This window comes from Pseudomonas persica, assembly GCF_900291015.1.
GTDB lineage: Bacteria > Pseudomonadota > Gammaproteobacteria > Pseudomonadales > Pseudomonadaceae > Aquipseudomonas.
Map to the genome: position 1 here is coordinate 71,456 of NZ_OLKL01000016.1, position 16,633 is coordinate 88,088.

Genomic DNA, 16,633 nt, shown 5'->3' on the forward strand with positions numbered 1-16,633 from the left:
GGCTTGTCGTTTCAGCCAGCCAGCCTTACTGCTGCACCTGGCTCACCGAGCGCGGCGCTACCGGTTGGTTGTCGTTGGAGATGGTCACCTCCACCCGACGGTTCTGCGCACGCCCCGAGTTGCTCGAATTGTCCGCTACCGGATACTCCTTGCCATAACCCTGGGAAACGATACGCGCCGGGTCTACACCGGCACGCACCAAGGCCATGCGTACGCTGTTGGCGCGACGTTCGGAGAGGGTCTGGTTGTAGTTGGCCGAGCCGACGCTGTCGGTGTAGCCCTCGACGATCACCTTGCGCTCCGGGTTTTCCTGGAGGAATTGCGCCAGCTTGGTGATGTTCGGGTAGGCGTTGCTCTTGAGTTCGGCCTTGTTGAAGTCGAACAGCACGTCGCCGAAGGTTACCAGGGTGCCGCGGTCGGTCTGCTTGGCGTTGAGGCTGTCCTGCAGCTTGGCGATCTGTGCGTCGCGGGCGTCCAGCTTGGCCTGGGCACGCTGGGCCGAAGCATTCTTCAGTTCACCCTCGGCGGTGCGCAGGGCAATGGTCTGTTTGGCTACTTCGACACGTTGGTTGGTCAGGTAGGCCAGCTGGTCGATCTGCTGGTCGTCCTCACGCTCCATGAAGGCCTTGTCGGCCTTGTTCAGCCAGTCCTGGGCGTCCTTGGTTTCCAGCGCCGCGACCTTGCTTGATTGCGGGTCGCTCTGCAGCGAGGAGAAGTTGCTGCGGGCCGCTTCGAGGTTGGCATTCGGGTCGTGCGAGCAGGCGGCAAGGCCGACGCTCAGGGCCAGCAGGGCGGGAATCATGACGTGGTTGCGCATAGTGTTCATCCTTTGATCGTGTGCGAAGGCAGAGGTTGGCGGGGCAGGGCTCATTGAGCGCTGCGCAGGCCTTCCTCACGTACGTCCTGAACGCCCTGGCGGGCATCCTGCACGGCCTTCTGGGCCTTGGCCGCCTGCGCCTTGCGTTCGGCGAGGCGGGCGTCCCACTCGGCCTGCTCGGCCAGGCGCTTGGCTTCGTCGTACTTCTTGTCGTGCATGGCGATCTCAGCCTGCTTGAACTTGTCCTGGGCCGCTTTCATTTCCACGGCGGCGAACTCGGTGCCGCCAGCGCTGACGGCGGAATTCACGGCGGATTGGGTGACGGCGTACTGCTCGGTGGGCGGGTTACCCGCACAGCCGGCCAGAGCAAGGCTACTGCCCAGGGCCAGCGCTGCCAGCCTGAGCCCGCGCACCGGCGTGGATGACAGCTTGCAAATGCGGGTTTTCTTGGTGGTCAGTTCCATTGGATCACTCCTGTTTACGACGTTGTCCGTAGCAGTCCATCGCTGATTCCCTGACACGTACGCGCGCTTCAGCTCAACGGTGCACAACGGCAGGTGTGCAGGGTTTTAGCGTGATGGCTATTGGCTGTGACTGGTGCGTTTTTCGAATAGTTCAGAAAAAAAATCCCGGACGGGTAGCTATTTCTGACTAATCGGTCAGTGTGATTTTTCGGGAACTTTGGCGGGCTGAAGCGGTATTCCGGGCCCTTGGCAGGCCCGGACGGTGGGGCGGCTGGTTACTTTTCGCGGTCGGCAGCGGGGTGACTCATGGCGTACAGATGTTGTCGCGATAGTAAGAGAAAACGCGGAGTAGGGCCGATGTCCTCGTACAGCGGGTCGCCTTCCTCGTCGGTGGCGATGACCTGGCGGCCCTGCACATAGGGGAAGCTGGCTTCCAGTTCCTCGAGGGCGGCCGCGACCAGTTCGCCGAGCAATTCTTCGGCGGTGCGCTTGGGATACATGTCGATCAGTGCGGCCAGGCGCGCCTCGGACTCCAGGTCCAGGTGCAGCACATGGCCAGTGGGGCTGAGGGGGCCGGCGGCATTCTGTTCCCAGTGCTGGGCGAGTTCACGGATTTTCATGTCGACCTCTTTAAACGCCTGCTAAGGCGGCATTGCATGGGAGTGCTGTGCTTTCACTTTAGTTTGCTTTGGCCGATCACGGCTTGCCATCGTCGCCCGGCTGTGGGCACTCTTGGGTCCTGTACCGCGCACCCATCCTTGTGGGAGCGGGTTCACCCGCGAACACCGGCGTAGCCGGTGCCCGACACCGCGTTGGATTCTTCGCGGGTGAACCCGCTCCCACAGGGATCGCGTGGAGCCGGGAAGGGATGTAACGGAGAGGGCCAATGACCGATATCGATGTGCGTTTGCGTGAAGATGTCCATTTGTTGGGGGAGTTGCTCGGCGAAACCATTCGCCAGCAGCATGGCGAGGCGTTCCTGCAGAAGATCGAGAGCATCCGCCACAGTGCCAAGGCCGACCGTCGTAGCGCCGGCGAGCAACTGAGCTCGACCCTGGCGGACCTGGCCGAAGAAGACTTGCTGCCGGTGGCCAGGGCCTTCAACCAGTTCCTCAACCTGGCCAACATGGCCGAGCAGTACCAGTTGATCCGCCGCCGCGACGCCGACCAGCCCGAGCCGTTCGAGGCGCGGGTGCTGCCCGAGCTGCTGGCGCGCCTGAAGCAGGCCGGGCACAGCAATGATGCCCTGGCCCGGCAATTGGCCAAGCTCGACATCCAGTTGGTGCTCACCGCGCACCCCACGGAGGTGGCCCGCCGTACCCTGATCCAGAAGTACGACGCCATCGCCGGCCAACTGGCTGCCCAGGACCACCGCGACCTGACCCCGGGCGAACGCCAGCAGGTGCGCGAACGCCTGCGTCGGCTGATCGCCGAGGCCTGGCATACCGAAGAAATCCGCCGCATCCGACCGACGCCGGTAGACGAAGCCAAGTGGGGTTTCGCGGTGATCGAGCATTCGCTGTGGCATGCCATCCCCAGCCACTTGCGCAAGGTCGACAGGGCCCTGCTGGAGGCCACCGGCCTGCGCCTGCCGCTGGAAGCCGCGCCGATCCGCTTTGCCTCGTGGATGGGCGGTGACCGCGACGGCAACCCCAATGTGACCGCCACCGTTACCCGCGAAGTGTTGCTGCTGGCGCGCTGGATGGCCGCCGACCTGTTCCTGCGCGACATCGAGGCGCTGGCTTCCGAGCTATCCATGCAGCAGGCCAACGATGCCCTGCGCGAGCAGGTCGGCGACAGCGCCGAACCCTACCGCGCCGTACTCAAGCAACTGCGCGACCGCCTGCGGGCGACACGCGCCTGGGCGCATTCGGCGTTGACCAGCAGCCAGCCGGCCAGCGCCGAGGTGCTGGTGGACAACCGCGACCTGATCGCGCCGCTGGAGCTGTGCTACCAGTCCCTGCACGCCTGCGGTATGGGTGTGATCGCCGAAGGCCCGTTGCTGGACAGCCTGCGCCGCGCCGTGACCTTCGGCCTGTTCCTGGGCCGCCTGGACGTGCGCCAGGACGCCGCCCGCCACCGTGATGCGCTGAGCGAGATTACCGACTACCTGGGCCTGGGGCGCTATGCCGACTGGAATGAAGAGCAGCGCATCGAGTTCCTCCAGGCTGAACTGAAAAACCGCCGGCCCCTGCTGCCCGCGCACTTCAAGCCGCAGGCCGATACCGCCGAGGTGCTGGCCACCTGCCGGGAAATTGCCGCCGCGCCGGCCGCCTCGCTGGGCTCTTACGTCATCTCCATGGCCGGTGCTGCCTCGGATGTGCTGGCGGTGCAGTTGCTGCTCAAGGAGGCTGGCCTGACTCGGCCCATGCGCGTGGTGCCGCTATTCGAGACCCTGGCCGACCTCGACAATGCCGGCCCGGTGATGCAGCGCCTGCTCGGCCTGCCAGGCTACCGTGCCAACCTGCGCGGCCCGCAGGAAGTGATGATCGGCTACTCCGACTCGGCCAAGGACGCCGGTACCACGGCAGCGGCCTGGGCGCAGTACCGGGCCCAGGAAAACCTGGTGCGTATCTGCGCCGAGCACCAGGTCGAGCTGCTGCTGTTCCACGGCCGTGGCGGCACGGTAGGCCGCGGTGGAGGCCCGGCCCATGCCGCGATCCTGTCGCAGCCACCGGGTTCGGTGGCGGGGCGCTTCCGTACCACCGAGCAGGGCGAGATGATCCGCTTCAAGTTCGGCTTGCCGGGCATTGCCGAGCAGAACCTCAACCTGTACCTGGCCGCGGTGCTCGAAGCCACCTTGTTGCCGCCGCCACCACCGCAGCCGGCCTGGCGCGAGGTGATGGACCAGCTGGCCGCCGATGGCGTCAAGGCCTATCGCGGTGTAGTGCGGGAGAACCCCGATTTTGTCGAGTACTTCCGCCAGTCGACCCCGGAGCAGGAACTGGGGCGCCTGCCGCTGGGCAGCCGCCCGGCCAAGCGCCGCGCCGGTGGCATCGAAAGCCTGCGGGCCATCCCGTGGATCTTCGGCTGGACCCAGACCCGCCTGATGCTGCCGGCCTGGCTGGGCTGGGAAACAGCATTGAACAATGCCCTGGCCCGTGGCCAGGGTGAACTGCTGGGGCAAATGCGCGAACAATGGCCGTTCTTCCGCACCCGCATCGATATGCTCGAGATGGTGCTGGCCAAGGCCGATGCGCAGATCGCCGAGGCCTACGACGAACGTCTGGTGCAACCGCACTTGTTGCCGTTGGGGGGGCACCTGCGCGACCTATTGTCGCAGTCGTGCCAGGTGGTCCTGGGCCTGACCGGGCAGCCGGTGCTACTGGCACACAGCCCCGAGACGCTGGAATTCATCCGGCTGCGCAACACCTACCTGGACCCGCTGCACCGTCTGCAGGCCGAGTTGCTGGCCCGCTCGCGCAGCCGCGAAGCCGCTCTGGACAGCCCGTTGGAGCAGGCCTTGCTGGTTACTGTGGCGGGTATTGCAGCCGGCCTGCGCAACACCGGCTGAGGGTAAGTCCGGGGCGTCCCGGGAAACTGCTGTACCGGGCACGCAAGTGGGCGAAGAGGGTGGTTGCGCCGGGCGCAACCGCCTGCCAGGGCAGTCGTAGGTGGCGCATTCCTGCAACTTTGGGACGCTTGTCTGGCTGCCGGGCGCTGTGTATCTTGAGCAGCCTTCTGACCGATTTGTGGTCATACCCGATTTTCCGGACTTGGCCCTGGTCGCCGAATCCATTGAATTTCATAAAAAAATTTGAGGAGCACAAGATGCGCGTAATTCTGCTGGGAGCTCCCGGGGCCGGTAAAGGTACTCAGGCAAAGTTCATCACCGAAAAGTTCGGTATCCCCCAGATTTCCACCGGTGACATGCTGCGTGCCGCCGTCAAGGCCGGCACCCCGCTGGGCCTGGAACTGAAGAAAGTCATGGATGCCGGCCAGCTGGTCTCCGACGAGTTGATCATCAGCCTGGTCAAGGAGCGCATCGCCCAGCCTGATTGCGCCAAGGGCTGCCTGTTCGACGGCTTCCCGCGCACCATCCCGCAGGCCGAAGCCATGGTCGCTGCCGGTGTCGACATCGACGCCGTGGTTGAAATCGCCGTGGACGACGAGGAAATCGTCGGCCGCATGGCTGGCCGCCGCGTGCACCTGGCCTCGGGCCGCACCTACCATATTCAGTACAACCCGCCGAAGGTGGAAGGCAAGGACGACGAGACTGGTGAAGACCTGATCCAGCGCGATGACGACAAGGAAGAAACCGTTCGCCATCGCCTGTCTGTCTACCACAGCCAGACCAAGCCGCTGGTGGACTTCTACCAGAAGCTGTCGGCCGCCAATGCCGGCAAGCCGAAGTACAGCCACATCGAAGGTGTCGGTTCGGTCGAGGCCATCACCGCCAAGGTCCTGGCAGCCCTGAGCTGATCCGGCGCCTGACGCACCTCGACAACGGCCCGCTTGCGGGCCGTTGTCGTTTTGGGCCGCACAGCGGCCCCTTCGGGACACAACGCCGCCGCTGCTCTATACTGCCGCTCTTTTTAATTCGCACCTGGATACCTGTTCGATGACCACCCTGCTGGCCCTGGATACCGCCACCGAAGCCTGTTCCGTTGCGCTGCTGCATGACGGCAAGGTAACCAGCCATTACCAGGTGATCCCGCGCATGCATGCCCAGAAGCTGCTGCCGATGATCAAGCAGTTGCTGGCCGACTCCGGCGTGGCGCTGAATGCGCTGGATGCCATCGCCTTTGGCCGTGGCCCGGGCGCCTTCACCGGCGTGCGCATTGCCATCGGTGTGGTCCAGGGCCTGGCCTTTGCCCTGGAGCGCCCGGTGTTGCCGGTGTCCAACCTGGCCGCACTGGCCCAGGGCGCGCTGCGCGAGCACGGCGTGCAGCAGGTGGCTGCCGCCATTGATGCGCGCATGGATGAAGTGTATTGGGGCTGCTACCAGGCCACTGACGGCGAAATGCGCCTGGTCGGCCAAGAGGCGGTGCTACCGCCCGAGCAGGTGGCACTGCCGGCGGGCAGCGGTGGCGAGTGGTTCGGTGCCGGTACCGGTTGGGGCTATGCCGAGCGCCTGGCGGTGCAGGTGGCGGCCAGCAATGCCAGTGCCTTGCCCAACGCACTGGACATCCTCAGCCTGGCCAGGTTTGCCTGGGCACGCGGCGAGGCGATCGTTGCCGAACAGGCGCAACCGGTCTACCTGCGCGATAATGTAGCGACACCCAAGAAACGCTGAGTGCTGCTCGTCGCTCATCACCGGTGACACTAAAACCTTTTGCGCGATCTGTGGTCCAGTTATCACTCGAGCATTAGCGATGGAACCCTGATGCTGCTAGATTGCCATCATTGGTCCTGAGTGCTGATGCCATGCGTATCGACGGTTTCTCATCGCAGTCTTACCCGATCAAGCGCTTGCCGCGCAAGGCAGCGGTGCGTGACGAGGCCATCGAAGATGCCGAGGTGATCGAGGAGGCCGAAACAGCCCCTCAGGAAGCCATCGCCCGCCGTCACAGCGGTGGCCTGCCGGCCCGCCAGCAGGACATGATTTTCCCCCGCGGCCGTGACCGCCGCACCGCTACGGCACTGGCCAGCTACCTGAGCACCGCCGGTTTTACCGACTGGGACATGGAAGTGCTGGGGCTCGACCTGTACATTTAGTGGATGAGTCCCTCACCACTGCCTTATTTTCTCGGTTGCCCGTCCTGGAGCGAAAACGCCTGGCGCGACTACCTGTATCCCGCCGACGCCAACAGCAGTGAAATGCTTGGCTACTACAGCCAGGTGTTCAACGCCGTGGAGGGCAATACCACCTTCTACGCGCGTCCTGCACCCGGCACCATTGCGCGCTGGGCGCAGATCATGCCCGAACACTTCCGCTTCACTGCCAAGTTCCCCAGGGACATCAGCCACGAAGGCGACCTGCGTGATCAGCTCGAACCTGCCTTTGACTTTACCCGTCTGATGGCCCCGCTGGGCCAGCGCGTTGCGCCGTACTGGCTGCAGTTGCCGGCCCAGTTCGGCCCGGCGCGACTGGGCGAGCTTTGCCACTTCCTCGACGAAATCGGCATGCCGGTGGCCGTGGAAGTGCGCAACCAGGCTTTCTTCGCCAAGGGTGAAGAAGAGCGGCTGCTCAACCGGCTGCTGCACGAGCGTGGCGTGGAGCGTATCTGCCTCGACCCACGTGCCTTGTTCAGTTGCACCTCACGCGACCCCGCCGTGCTGCATGCGCAGGCGAAGAAACCCAAGGTACCGCCACGCCCGGCAGCCTTCAGCCAGCACCCGCAGGTGCGCTTCATCGGCCATCCGCAGCTGGAGGCCAACGAGGCCTTCCTGACCCCTTGGGTGGACAAGGTTGCCACCTGGATCGGCGAAGGCCGCAGCCCCTACATCTTCCTGCACACCTCGGACAACCGCCTGGCCGCGGCGCTGGCCCTGCGCTTTCACCAACGCCTGATGCAGCGCCTGCCGGGCCTTGCCGCGCTGCCGGAATTGCCGCGCACCCCCGAGGTCGAACAACTGGGGCTACTCTGACTTTTCCCTGACTGCCGGAGGTTGAACCATGGATGTGCAAACCCTGCGAGCCGAAGCCTTCAAGGCCTTGCACGAGCGCGACAGCGCCTTCGTGATGCCCAACCCGTGGGATGCCGGCTCGGCAAAGTTGCTGGCCAGCCTGGGCTTCGAGGCGCTGGCCACCACCAGTGCCGGCCTGGCCTTCAGCCTGGGCCGGCCGGACGCCGAAGGCGCCTTGAGCCTGGAAGATACCCTTGATAATGCCGGCGAGATCGTCGATGCCACCCCTTTGCCGGTGGCTGCCGACCTGGAGAACGGCTTTGGCGACCTGCCCGAAGATTGCGCCCAGACCATTCTGCGGGCAGCCGAAGTCGGCTTGGTGGGAGGCTCTATCGAGGATGCCAGTGGCCGCAGCGATGCGCCGATCTATGATTTAGGGCTGGCAGTAGAACGTGTGCGTGCAGCGGTGCAGGCGGCGCGTGGCCTGCCATTCCCGTTCACCCTGTGCGCCAGGGCCGAAAACCTGCTGCACGGGCGCATGGACCTGGACGACACCATCCTGCGTTTGCAGGCCTATGCCGAGGCCGGTGCTGACGTGCTCTACGCCCCCGGGCTGCGTACTGTCGAGGAAATCCGCGCGGTAGTGCAGGCCGTCGCGCCACGGCCGGTGAATGTGTTGATGGGCATGGCGGGCGTGCCACTGAGCGTCAACCAGTTGCAGGACCTGGGCGTACGCCGCATCAGCGTCGGCTCATCGCTGGCCCGTGCCGCGTTGGCGGCCTTCCACCGGGCCGCGCTGGAAATTCGTGATGAGGGCACGTTCGGCTACGGGGAACAGGCACTACCGTTCGCCCAGCTCAACGAGCTGTTCCGCCGCTGACCTCAGGCGTGGGCGCGCACGTTGTTCAGCACTACCGGGCGGGCCCAGTGGATGTCGAATTCCAGGTCGTTCTGCTGCTTGACCAGGGTGGCATCGTCGAACGGCTCGGGGGCCGGGTCCAGCAGGTGGGTCTCGAACTCGGCGATCGGCAGGAACAGCGAGCGCGGGGTGGGACCGGGGCCGGGCTCGGCAACGGGGTGACCTTGGCTTATCACCACCGGGCGCAGCCAGCTGTTGCTGATATCGAGCTGGCGCTGCTGCTCGATCAGTTCGACTGCGCTGAACGGCTCGGGAGCGGGCGGCAGCAGGTTGGCTTCGAGCTCGGCCTTGGGCAGGAACAGTGGCTCTGGCGGTGCCACCTCGGTGTCGTGTACCGGGCAGGCGCGCTGAGCGTCGATCAGGGCCAGCGCACGGGCGCCGCCGATCGGCTCACCGCTGCTCTGGTCGTATTGCACGAATGACTGGCTGACGCTGTCTACGGGCTCTTCCTGCTGCTCGGCCATGGCCCGGGCAAAGAAATCCTGCCACAGGTGGCTGACGCCCCCGAGTGCCTGGGTGTTGTGCTGACTGTAATTGCCGACAGGCGACAGGTAGGTCAAGCCGATAGGAAGAGTATCTGACATGGCAGTCGCGCGCGTTGTGCTCTGGCAGAATAGCGGGATATTGCCTGTATCGGCCGAAGTAGCCGATACATTAACGGCTGGGTTCAATTTCTAGGTGTGAATGATGGAAGAGCAGGGCACAGGTATCCGGGTCGAGGCGCTGTCGGCTGAGTTCGAGGCGCAAGCCGTTGCGTGGGCCGAGCGCCTTGAGTTGCCGCTGCAGGACGATGCTGCCGGGTTTGCCGTGCAGGTGGGCGTCGATGGCTTGCAGATCCAGCAGTTGGGGCCGCAGGCCCCGGGGCCGGTGCGGGTGGACTTCGTCGAAGGCCAGGCCGCGCACCGGCGCCAGTTTGGCGGTGGCAACGGGCAGATGATCGCCAAGGCCGTAGGCATCGCCCAAGGCGTGCGCCCGCAGGTGCTGGATGCTACTGCCGGGCTGGGCAAGGATGCGTTCGTACTGGCCAGCCTGGGTTGCCAGATGACCCTGATCGAACGCCAGCCGTTGATTGCCGCGCTGCTGGAGGATGGCCTGGCGCGGGCTCGGTCGGATGAAGAGGTGGGGCCGATCGTCGGGCGCATGCGCTTGCTGACTGGCAACGCCATTGAGCGCATGCGCACCTGGGAAGGCGAGGCGCCGCAGGTGATCTACCTCGACCCGATGTTCCCGCACCGGGACAAGAGTGCGCTGGTGAAGAAGGAAATGCGTGTGTTCCGGCCCTTGGTGGGCGACGACCTGGATGCCCCTGCCTTGCTCGAAGCTGCCTTGGCGCTGGCCAGCCACCGGGTGGTGGTGAAGCGGCCGCGCAAGGCGCCGATCATCGACGGGCCAAAACCGAGCCATAGCCTGGAGGGCAAGTCGAGCCGGTATGACATTTACCCGAAGAAGGCGCTGAAGGCCTGATTTGGCTATGCCTGTGCGGGCCTCTTCGCGGGTAAACCCGCTCCCACAGGATCGATGTGATCTTGAAGTTTGTGCAGCACCTGTGGGAGCGGGTTTACCCGCGAAGAGGCCCGCACAGGCATCCAGGTATCAGGGGCGGAATGCCCGCAAGAACACCCCCACCACCTCGCGCACGTGCGCCTCGGCCTCCTCCCCTTCCAGCGGCCCCGCGCATCCCAGCAGCAACCGGTAATCCGGCGCGCCCTTGACCAGGCAGAAGAAGTGCTCCGCCGCACGCAGCGGGTTGTCGATGCGCAGCAGCCCGCGCTCATGCGCGCCGCGCAGCAGTGCTTCCATCCCTGACAACACGCGCTTGGGGCCGGCTTCGTAGAAGTACTCGCCAAAACTCGGGTCGAGGCTGCCCTGGGCCATGATCAGGCGGCTGAGCTTGACCGCTTCATCGCTGCTGATCAGTGCCTGGAAGCCACGGGCAATGGTCAGCAGCACCTCTTCCACGGGTACCCCCTCGGGGTATTCGAACAGCAGGTCAGGCAACTGGATCTGGCAGGTAGCCATTACCGCCGAGCAGAACAGAGTCTGTTTGTCGGTGAAGTGGCTGTACACGGTGAGCTTTGAAACACCTGCCGCCGCAGCGACCGCATCCATGCTGGTGTTGGCGTAGCCAAGGCTGAGGAACAGTGCCTTGGCGGCTTCGAGAATAGCCTCGCGCTTGGCCAGGTCCTTGGGCCGGCCCGGGCCGATGGGGGCGTCGTTGGACATTGTGGTCTGCATCTGTTTGAAGAATCGCCCATCTTAACGGGTCTGGCGCCATTCGGCTAAAGCCCGCCGGCAAAACCTGCTGTTTGCCAGCGGAAAGCTGATTGACAGTGAGGCACGAGATCGAGCGCAACAAAGCACAAGCCCGGTCTCGCCGCGGATTTTCAAACATCATCGGAATCGCACATGCGGGTAAACAGTGGCTTACGGGTGGTTTGACCACAAACCATTGGCGGCTGTGTGCAGCAGGAGGCGGATTTTGAGCGCTTGAGTCCCGGTGGCCTCGGCCAGGGCGTATCGAGCCCCTGATTTGGCCAGGTAATACGTGGCGGTAAATTGACGCGATCATTTTCGTGTGCGCAAGTTCACGTCACTCGTCGATTAATTGACTTTTTGTCCGGTACAGGAATGCGCCCATGGGGGGCGCCCGACTAGTCCAAGTCCTTGATTTTCAGGCGCACGGCGCGGTGAGCGGGGCACCGATCCACATGGACGTTAAGGCACTGCCTGACGGCGTGAGGGCCTGGCAGTACGCAGGGCTGGCCTAGACTCCGCTGAAGGGCATGTGGGAGAAGGCTAACAAATGGAGGGCATGGACCGTCTTCATGGGAGACAGGAAGATTATGGCGGACCATAAAAAAATGATAAGCGTGATGCTGATCGATTGTCGGCCTCTGGTGCTCCTGGGCCTTCACGATCTGATAAATGCCAGAAAGCCCCATATGGAGGTGAGTGGCCAGGCCACCACCTATACCCATGCGCTGGATCTTGCCGATCAGTTGCGGCCTGATGTCATTTTCTTCAGCTTTTTTCCAGATGCGCTGGACCCGCTCGAGGTGGTTGCCGGGCTCGCGCGCGCTGGCGACATGAAAGTACTGGTGCTCAAGGGGGTGTACGAAAACGTCCCCGTTGCACAGGCCATCGAGGCGGGGGCACGTGGCATCGTGCTGGCGGAGGAGTCGACGGAGTCGATCATCCAGGCCATCATCAAAGTCCACCATTGCGACATCGGGCTGGACAGAGCCTGGGTCCGTGGGCTTTCCGGTTATGCCTCGGCCAGGCATATACCGTTGAGGTGCAATCTGGCGCAGGCGAAACATGCACGGCTGACGTTGCGCGAGCGGGAACTCGTTCGCGCCATCGTTGGCGACCCGTCCGCCAAGTACCTGTGTATCGCCGGGCGCTTGGGCATTAGCGAGCACACTGTGCACAATCACCTCAGCAGCATCTATCAGAAGCTCAACCTCACCAACCGTATCGACTTGCTGATGTATGCGGTGAGGCACGGACTCACCAGTGGCGAAGAGCCGCCTGCGTCCACATGGGGTGAGATGGACTGAATATCCAGACACAACGCATCAGGCTGATGGACCCTGCCGGGTGCCCGGCCTGTCTTCGTGTCGGCGTCCTGCAAAAAATACGCTGCGAGGGTGGTTTTCAAGCCACCCTCGCAGTTTTTCACTTCAGACACTCCCATTGAAGATGTCGGTGTTGAGGATGTCGACCCCGACCAGGGTGATGGTCGTCGTCTGCCCGCCGGATTCGGCAATGGTCACGATGCTGTCTGCGCCGGTGTTGTCGATCGACTGAACGACGGCGTTCGGATCGCCGTTGAGCACCAGCGTGTCTCGTTGCCCCGCGCCGGCATCGAACCCGTTGACCTGATACAGCTGTTCATCGGCCGACAGGTCGACGTTGAAGGCATCGCGCTGGCCGGTCGTGCCAACCAGGGTGAAGTCGAACGGCGCGTTGTCCGCTTCGTTGGCGAACAGGTTGGCGTCGAACGTACTGCTCGCGGAGTCGCCATCTTTGTCCGTCAGCGTCGCACTGAACTGCAATTTGACATCGCTGGCCAGGTTCTCGGTTTCCTTGATGAACTCGATCACCGGAATTTTGATGTCGCCTCGCGCCATCGTCAGTTGAACGGCGTCGATCAGCGACGAACCCTCCTTCTGGATCAGGAAGGACACCTGACCGCCAGCCTCCGGTGTCAGGGTATTCACCTCGGTCAGGTTCGACGTCGTCCCATCTGCGTAGTAGATGCGGTAGTACAGGTCCTCGGTCGCGGTGTTGTAGCCCCCTACCGAGTTGTCGATGAAGACCTTCATACCCGACAGCAGGCTCTCCGGGTTGACCACGAAGCTCTCATCGGCGGAGCTGATCGCCGCCAGGTTGTCGCCTTGGAACAAGTTGTTGGCGACACCGATACCGGACGTACTGACGTTCATGGACGCAGGGTCGATGTACGACGGCAGGGGATTGGTTTGTAGCGCGGCTTCGGTCGGGTCGGGAGCCCCGAGTCCTATGCCGGTGAAGATGTCTGTCGTCGAGGCGAGCGCTTTGGCGGAAAAGAACACGATCTCCTCGGATGCCGAAGGAATGGTCGGGTCATTCGTTTCAGGAATCAGCAAGGTGCGCACAGGGTCCGGACCGCCGGCATCGAGCGAGCCGTCGGCACTGCTGAGCGTGGTGACCGAACTGAAGCCTTGCACCAGATCCAGTGTATAGCTGCCATTGGCAAAGGCCGTCAGCGTGTAGTCGATCGTGGTGTTGGCCGTTGTGGGGTTATTGTCGAAGTCCCCGGTCAAGGTGCCGGTGAAGTGGAACGCACCATTGGCGTCGGGCGAAGGTGACGTCTCGGTGAGTGTGCCAGTACCGGTCGTGGTGGTGTTGTCTGGCCTGACCAGCGTGAACTGGTCACCCACCAGCGAAATGTCCAGCCCGGTCGCGCCCAGGCCGTCGGCGCCGATCGTATTGTTCCAGAACCCATATTGCGGCAGGGTGCTCCCGGTTCCGATCAGGTTGCCGAAGGCAAGTGTTGGTCCATCATCGTGGAACACCAGGTTCTGCCCAATGTTGAGGGTGGCCTGGGCGCTGTCGCCGTCCTTGTCGGTCTTGATCGCGGTCAAGATCACCAGATTGTCGGAGGCCAGGGTCTTCACGTCATCGGGGTCGCTGGTGTTGGGGTGCACGATGGCGCGGAGTTGGTCGAGGGTGACGGCGCCGTTGCTGGCGACGCTGACGGTGAACACCAGGAGGTTGGTGGTGGCCGTGCGGCCTTCCACCACGGCGCCATTGAGCGACAGGTTGACTGCCTCGCCGGTGGCCGTATCCGTCAGGCCGGAAGCACCTGCCACCACGCCCAGGGCGTAGGTGAGCGTACCGGCGCCATCGGCGCCGAAGGCCGAGGTGAAGTTGGCGGCGAAACTCTGGGTGGCGTTGATCGCCAGGTTGGTTTCATCGACGGTCAGGGTTGGTTCCGTGCCGGTAGTGGTGATGCTCGGGCCGTCATCCTTGAACACCAGGTTCTGCCCGATGTTGAGGGTGGCCTGGGCGCTGTCGCCGTCCTTGTCGGTCTTGGTCGCGGTCAGGGTCACCAGGCTGTCGGCGCTCAGGGTCTTCGCGTCATCGGGGTTGCTGGTATCGGGGTGCACGATGGCGCGGAGCTGGTCGAGGGTGACGTCACCATTGCTGGCGACACTGACGGTGAACACCAGCAGGTTGGTGGTGGCCGTGCGGCCTTCCACCACGGCGCCATTGAGCGACAGGTTGACTGCCTCGCCGGTGGCCGTATCCGTCAGGCCGGAAGCACCTGCCACCACGCCCAGGGCGTAGGTGAGCGTACCGGCGCCATCGGCGCCGAAGGCCGAGGTGAAGTTGGCGGCGAAACTCTGGGTGGCGTTGATCGCCAGGTTGGTTTCATCGACGGTCAGGGTTGGTTCCGTGCCGGTAGTGCTGATACTTGGTCCATCGTCCTCGAAGGCCATCTTGGAGCCGATTTCGGCGGTTGCGGTAGTGACCTGGCGTAGCGTGAAGCTGCCGATATCGAAATCGGCATGATCATTGCCTTTGGCGTCGACGGCAGCCCCGTTCTCGACCAGCACACGGTTGTGATCCTGTGTGGTGGTGTATTCGATTTTCTGGCCGGCTTTGATGCCAGTGAGGGTGGCGACCCCGGAAGCAAAGTTGATGACGATGCTCTGGTCATTCACCGACCCGTCCGAGTTCTCGATCACTGTCCCGGTGGCGATGTCGATGACGCGAACGTTGGTGATCGCCACCGAGGCATCGTTGGTGTACCCATTGATGAAATTCACGCCAGGTTCAGCGGCCGTGCTGAAGGCGCTGATCTTGACCACGGCGCTCTTGCCACTTTGCAACTGCACCACATTGAACGTGGCCGACCTTGCATTGAAGACGGCGGTGTAGTCGATGTTGGCTTCAACATCTGCTTCGTTCTGGTCCAGGTTGGGAATGGTCAAATTCTGCCGGGCGCCGGTGACGAAGGAAAAACGGATACCTTCCTGTTCCACAATCATCTGGTTGTTGGTGCCGAAGGTGGTCGGGCCACCTGCCTGGCTGGTATTGATCGTATCGCCAGTGGTGATGTTGGCGCCGCTCGACTGGTCTGCCGGGTCCTTCCCGGTGGCGATGATCGTCGGGTCGGTGATGCGCAGGATGCCGCCATCATCGACGACTGTCGGGTTCGCGGTGGTGAACATCAGGAACAGGTTCTGGCCGGACGGTGCGTTGGCCAGGCTGAACTGCAGGTCTTGGCTGGTGCCGATGAACACCTTGTTCAGCAGATTGAGGACATCGTCAGGGTTGCTCGCGTCCGGGTGCTTCAGCGGTTGGTATTCCACTGTCCAGAGCTTGCCGCCGCTGACAGGCGATCCGGTTTCTTCGATGTAGCCAGCGAAGATGATCGCGCCGGATGGTCCGCCAGCCCGGCCCAGCACGATGTTGTTGTTGGTATCGGTATACAGCAGGATGTTGACGCCATCGAGGGTATCCAGCCCACTGTCCAGGCCATTGAGGGGCGCGCCAGCGCTGTCGGTGAAGCTGATGTCGGTGATGGTCCCGCCCGGTTCCGGGGTGATGGTGAACGCGTTGCTACCGGTGTTGCCCACGGCCCCGGTATAGCCGCTCAAGGCGGCACCTGCCGGGGTACCGGCTCCCAGTGCGGTCAAGCGGGTCGAGAAGGCGGAGGGCAGGGAGGCTACCAGGATGTCGTTGTCGTCGGCATCCGAGGCCGGGCTTGGTGTGGCTGTGCCGTTCTGCAACCCGGCCGTTTCGTCCAGCGTCACGCTTACACCGGTCGCCGTGATCACCGCCGCGCTGTCTGTGAACGACGTCGTGGCCACCACGTCGTCGGCGCTGCCGAACACCTGATCGGCGCCCGCGCCTGTCGCGCTGAGCAGGAAGGTGGCACCCGCCGAGTCGTCGGGATTGACGTACCACGAAGTGGTGATGCTGCCGTTGGCCTGGCCGTCGAGATCGCCTGGGCCGCCGTCGGTCACGTACCAGGGGGTGTGACCCTCGCCGGACTCGGTGGCGAGTACATCGTCGGGGGTGCCCCACACGTTATCCGCACCGGCGCCCGTGGCATGGTCCACCTCGAATGCGACCGTGCTGCCAGCCGCGAAGCCGCTGGCCGTGAAGGTGGCGGTGCTGCCAGGGCTATAGTCGCTCTGGTCGGTGGTGACGGTTGGTGGGGGGATGGCGGGCAGGTCGTCGGCGGTGGGGCTGCTGAGTTTGTTCGTTGGCGAAGCGTTCTTCTTGTGAATAGTCATGGCTCTCTCCCAAGCTCTGCCAGTTGTCGAGGCCGGACCGCAGACCTCTGCTACAGACTTCCACTATGGATAAGCGCCATGGACTGCGCATTGGCTGATCCTCCTAGGCGGGCTGGGAGTATCGGACTAC

14 protein-coding genes are annotated in these 16,633 nt (G+C 63.6%); 8 read left to right on the forward strand and 6 right to left on the reverse strand.

The features are described from left to right. Positions 1-25 precede the first annotated feature (25 nt). The 3 genes from lptF to FQ664_RS08130 all read right to left on the reverse strand — a co-directional run bounded on the left by lptF (position 26) and on the right by FQ664_RS08130 (position 1,901). Positions 26-817 (reverse strand): lipotoxin F family OmpA-related lipoprotein LptF, encoded by a 792-nt coding sequence (lptF, locus tag FQ664_RS08120; protein ID WP_144171483.1) that lies wholly within the window; start codon positions 815-817, stop codon positions 26-28. Between the two features lie 50 nt (positions 818-867). Continuing rightward, positions 868-1,281, reverse strand: a complete 414-nt coding sequence (locus FQ664_RS08125) for a DUF4398 domain-containing protein (protein ID WP_144171486.1) — start codon at positions 1,279-1,281, stop codon at positions 868-870. A 275-nt stretch (positions 1,282-1,556) separates the two neighbouring features. Further along, entirely contained in the window at positions 1,557-1,901 is a 345-nt protein-coding gene (locus FQ664_RS08130) for a pilin assembly protein (RefSeq protein WP_144171488.1), read from the reverse strand. 266 nt (positions 1,902-2,167) lie between these two features. Here FQ664_RS08130 and ppc point away from each other — a divergent pair, with 266 nt between their 5' ends. The 6 genes from ppc to FQ664_RS08165 all read left to right on the forward strand — a co-directional run bounded on the left by ppc (position 2,168) and on the right by FQ664_RS08165 (position 8,671). After that, entirely contained in the window at positions 2,168-4,795 is a 2,628-nt protein-coding gene (gene ppc, locus FQ664_RS08140; RefSeq protein ID WP_144171489.1) for a phosphoenolpyruvate carboxylase, read from the forward strand. Between the two features lie 257 nt (positions 4,796-5,052). After that, positions 5,053-5,703: an adenylate kinase gene (gene adk, locus FQ664_RS08145; protein WP_003259830.1), complete on the forward strand. Its 651-nt coding sequence runs from the start codon at positions 5,053-5,055 to the stop codon at positions 5,701-5,703. A gap of 139 nt (positions 5,704-5,842) precedes the next feature. After that, positions 5,843-6,517 carry a tRNA (adenosine(37)-N6)-threonylcarbamoyltransferase complex dimerization subunit type 1 TsaB gene (tsaB, locus tag FQ664_RS08150; protein ID WP_144171490.1) on the forward strand — a complete coding sequence of 225 codons (675 nt, stop codon included), beginning with the start codon at positions 5,843-5,845 and terminating at the stop codon, positions 6,515-6,517. 131 nt (positions 6,518-6,648) lie between these two features. Beyond that, entirely contained in the window at positions 6,649-6,939 is a 291-nt protein-coding gene (locus FQ664_RS08155; protein WP_144171491.1) for a hypothetical protein, read from the forward strand. 3 nt (positions 6,940-6,942) lie between these two features. Beyond that, on the forward strand, positions 6,943-7,812 hold the full coding sequence (locus FQ664_RS08160; RefSeq protein WP_144171492.1) for a DUF72 domain-containing protein: 870 nt from the start codon (positions 6,943-6,945) through the stop codon (positions 7,810-7,812). A gap of 28 nt (positions 7,813-7,840) precedes the next feature. Next, entirely contained in the window at positions 7,841-8,671 is an 831-nt protein-coding gene (locus FQ664_RS08165) for an isocitrate lyase/PEP mutase family protein (protein WP_144171493.1), read from the forward strand. Between the two features lie 2 nt (positions 8,672-8,673). Here the strand turns inward: FQ664_RS08165 and FQ664_RS08170 are convergent, their stop codons facing one another. Continuing rightward, on the reverse strand, positions 8,674-9,294 hold the full coding sequence (locus FQ664_RS08170) for an energy transducer TonB (RefSeq protein WP_144171494.1): 621 nt from the start codon (positions 9,292-9,294) through the stop codon (positions 8,674-8,676). Positions 9,295-9,397: 103 nt separating this feature from the next. On the opposite strand from FQ664_RS08170, the gene FQ664_RS08175 reads away from it, so the two are divergent. Continuing rightward, positions 9,398-10,174, forward strand: a complete 777-nt coding sequence (locus FQ664_RS08175; protein WP_144171576.1) for a class I SAM-dependent methyltransferase — start codon at positions 9,398-9,400, stop codon at positions 10,172-10,174. Positions 10,175-10,303: 129 nt separating this feature from the next. Here FQ664_RS08175 and FQ664_RS08180 read toward each other — a convergent pair whose 3' ends face one another. Continuing rightward, positions 10,304-10,945, reverse strand: coding sequence for a TetR/AcrR family transcriptional regulator (locus FQ664_RS08180; protein ID WP_144171495.1), 642 nt, complete (start codon positions 10,943-10,945; stop codon positions 10,304-10,306). 608 nt (positions 10,946-11,553) lie between these two features. Here FQ664_RS08180 and FQ664_RS08185 point away from each other — a divergent pair. Continuing rightward, on the forward strand, positions 11,554-12,270 hold the full coding sequence (locus tag FQ664_RS08185; RefSeq protein ID WP_144171577.1) for a response regulator transcription factor: 717 nt from the start codon (positions 11,554-11,556) through the stop codon (positions 12,268-12,270). 123 nt (positions 12,271-12,393) lie between these two features. Here the strand turns inward: FQ664_RS08185 and FQ664_RS08190 are convergent, their stop codons facing one another. Further along, a complete protein-coding gene (locus FQ664_RS08190; RefSeq protein ID WP_144171496.1) occupies positions 12,394-16,503 on the reverse strand; it encodes a DUF5801 repeats-in-toxin domain-containing protein in 4,110 nt (1,369 codons plus the stop codon). Positions 16,504-16,633 lie beyond the last annotated feature (130 nt).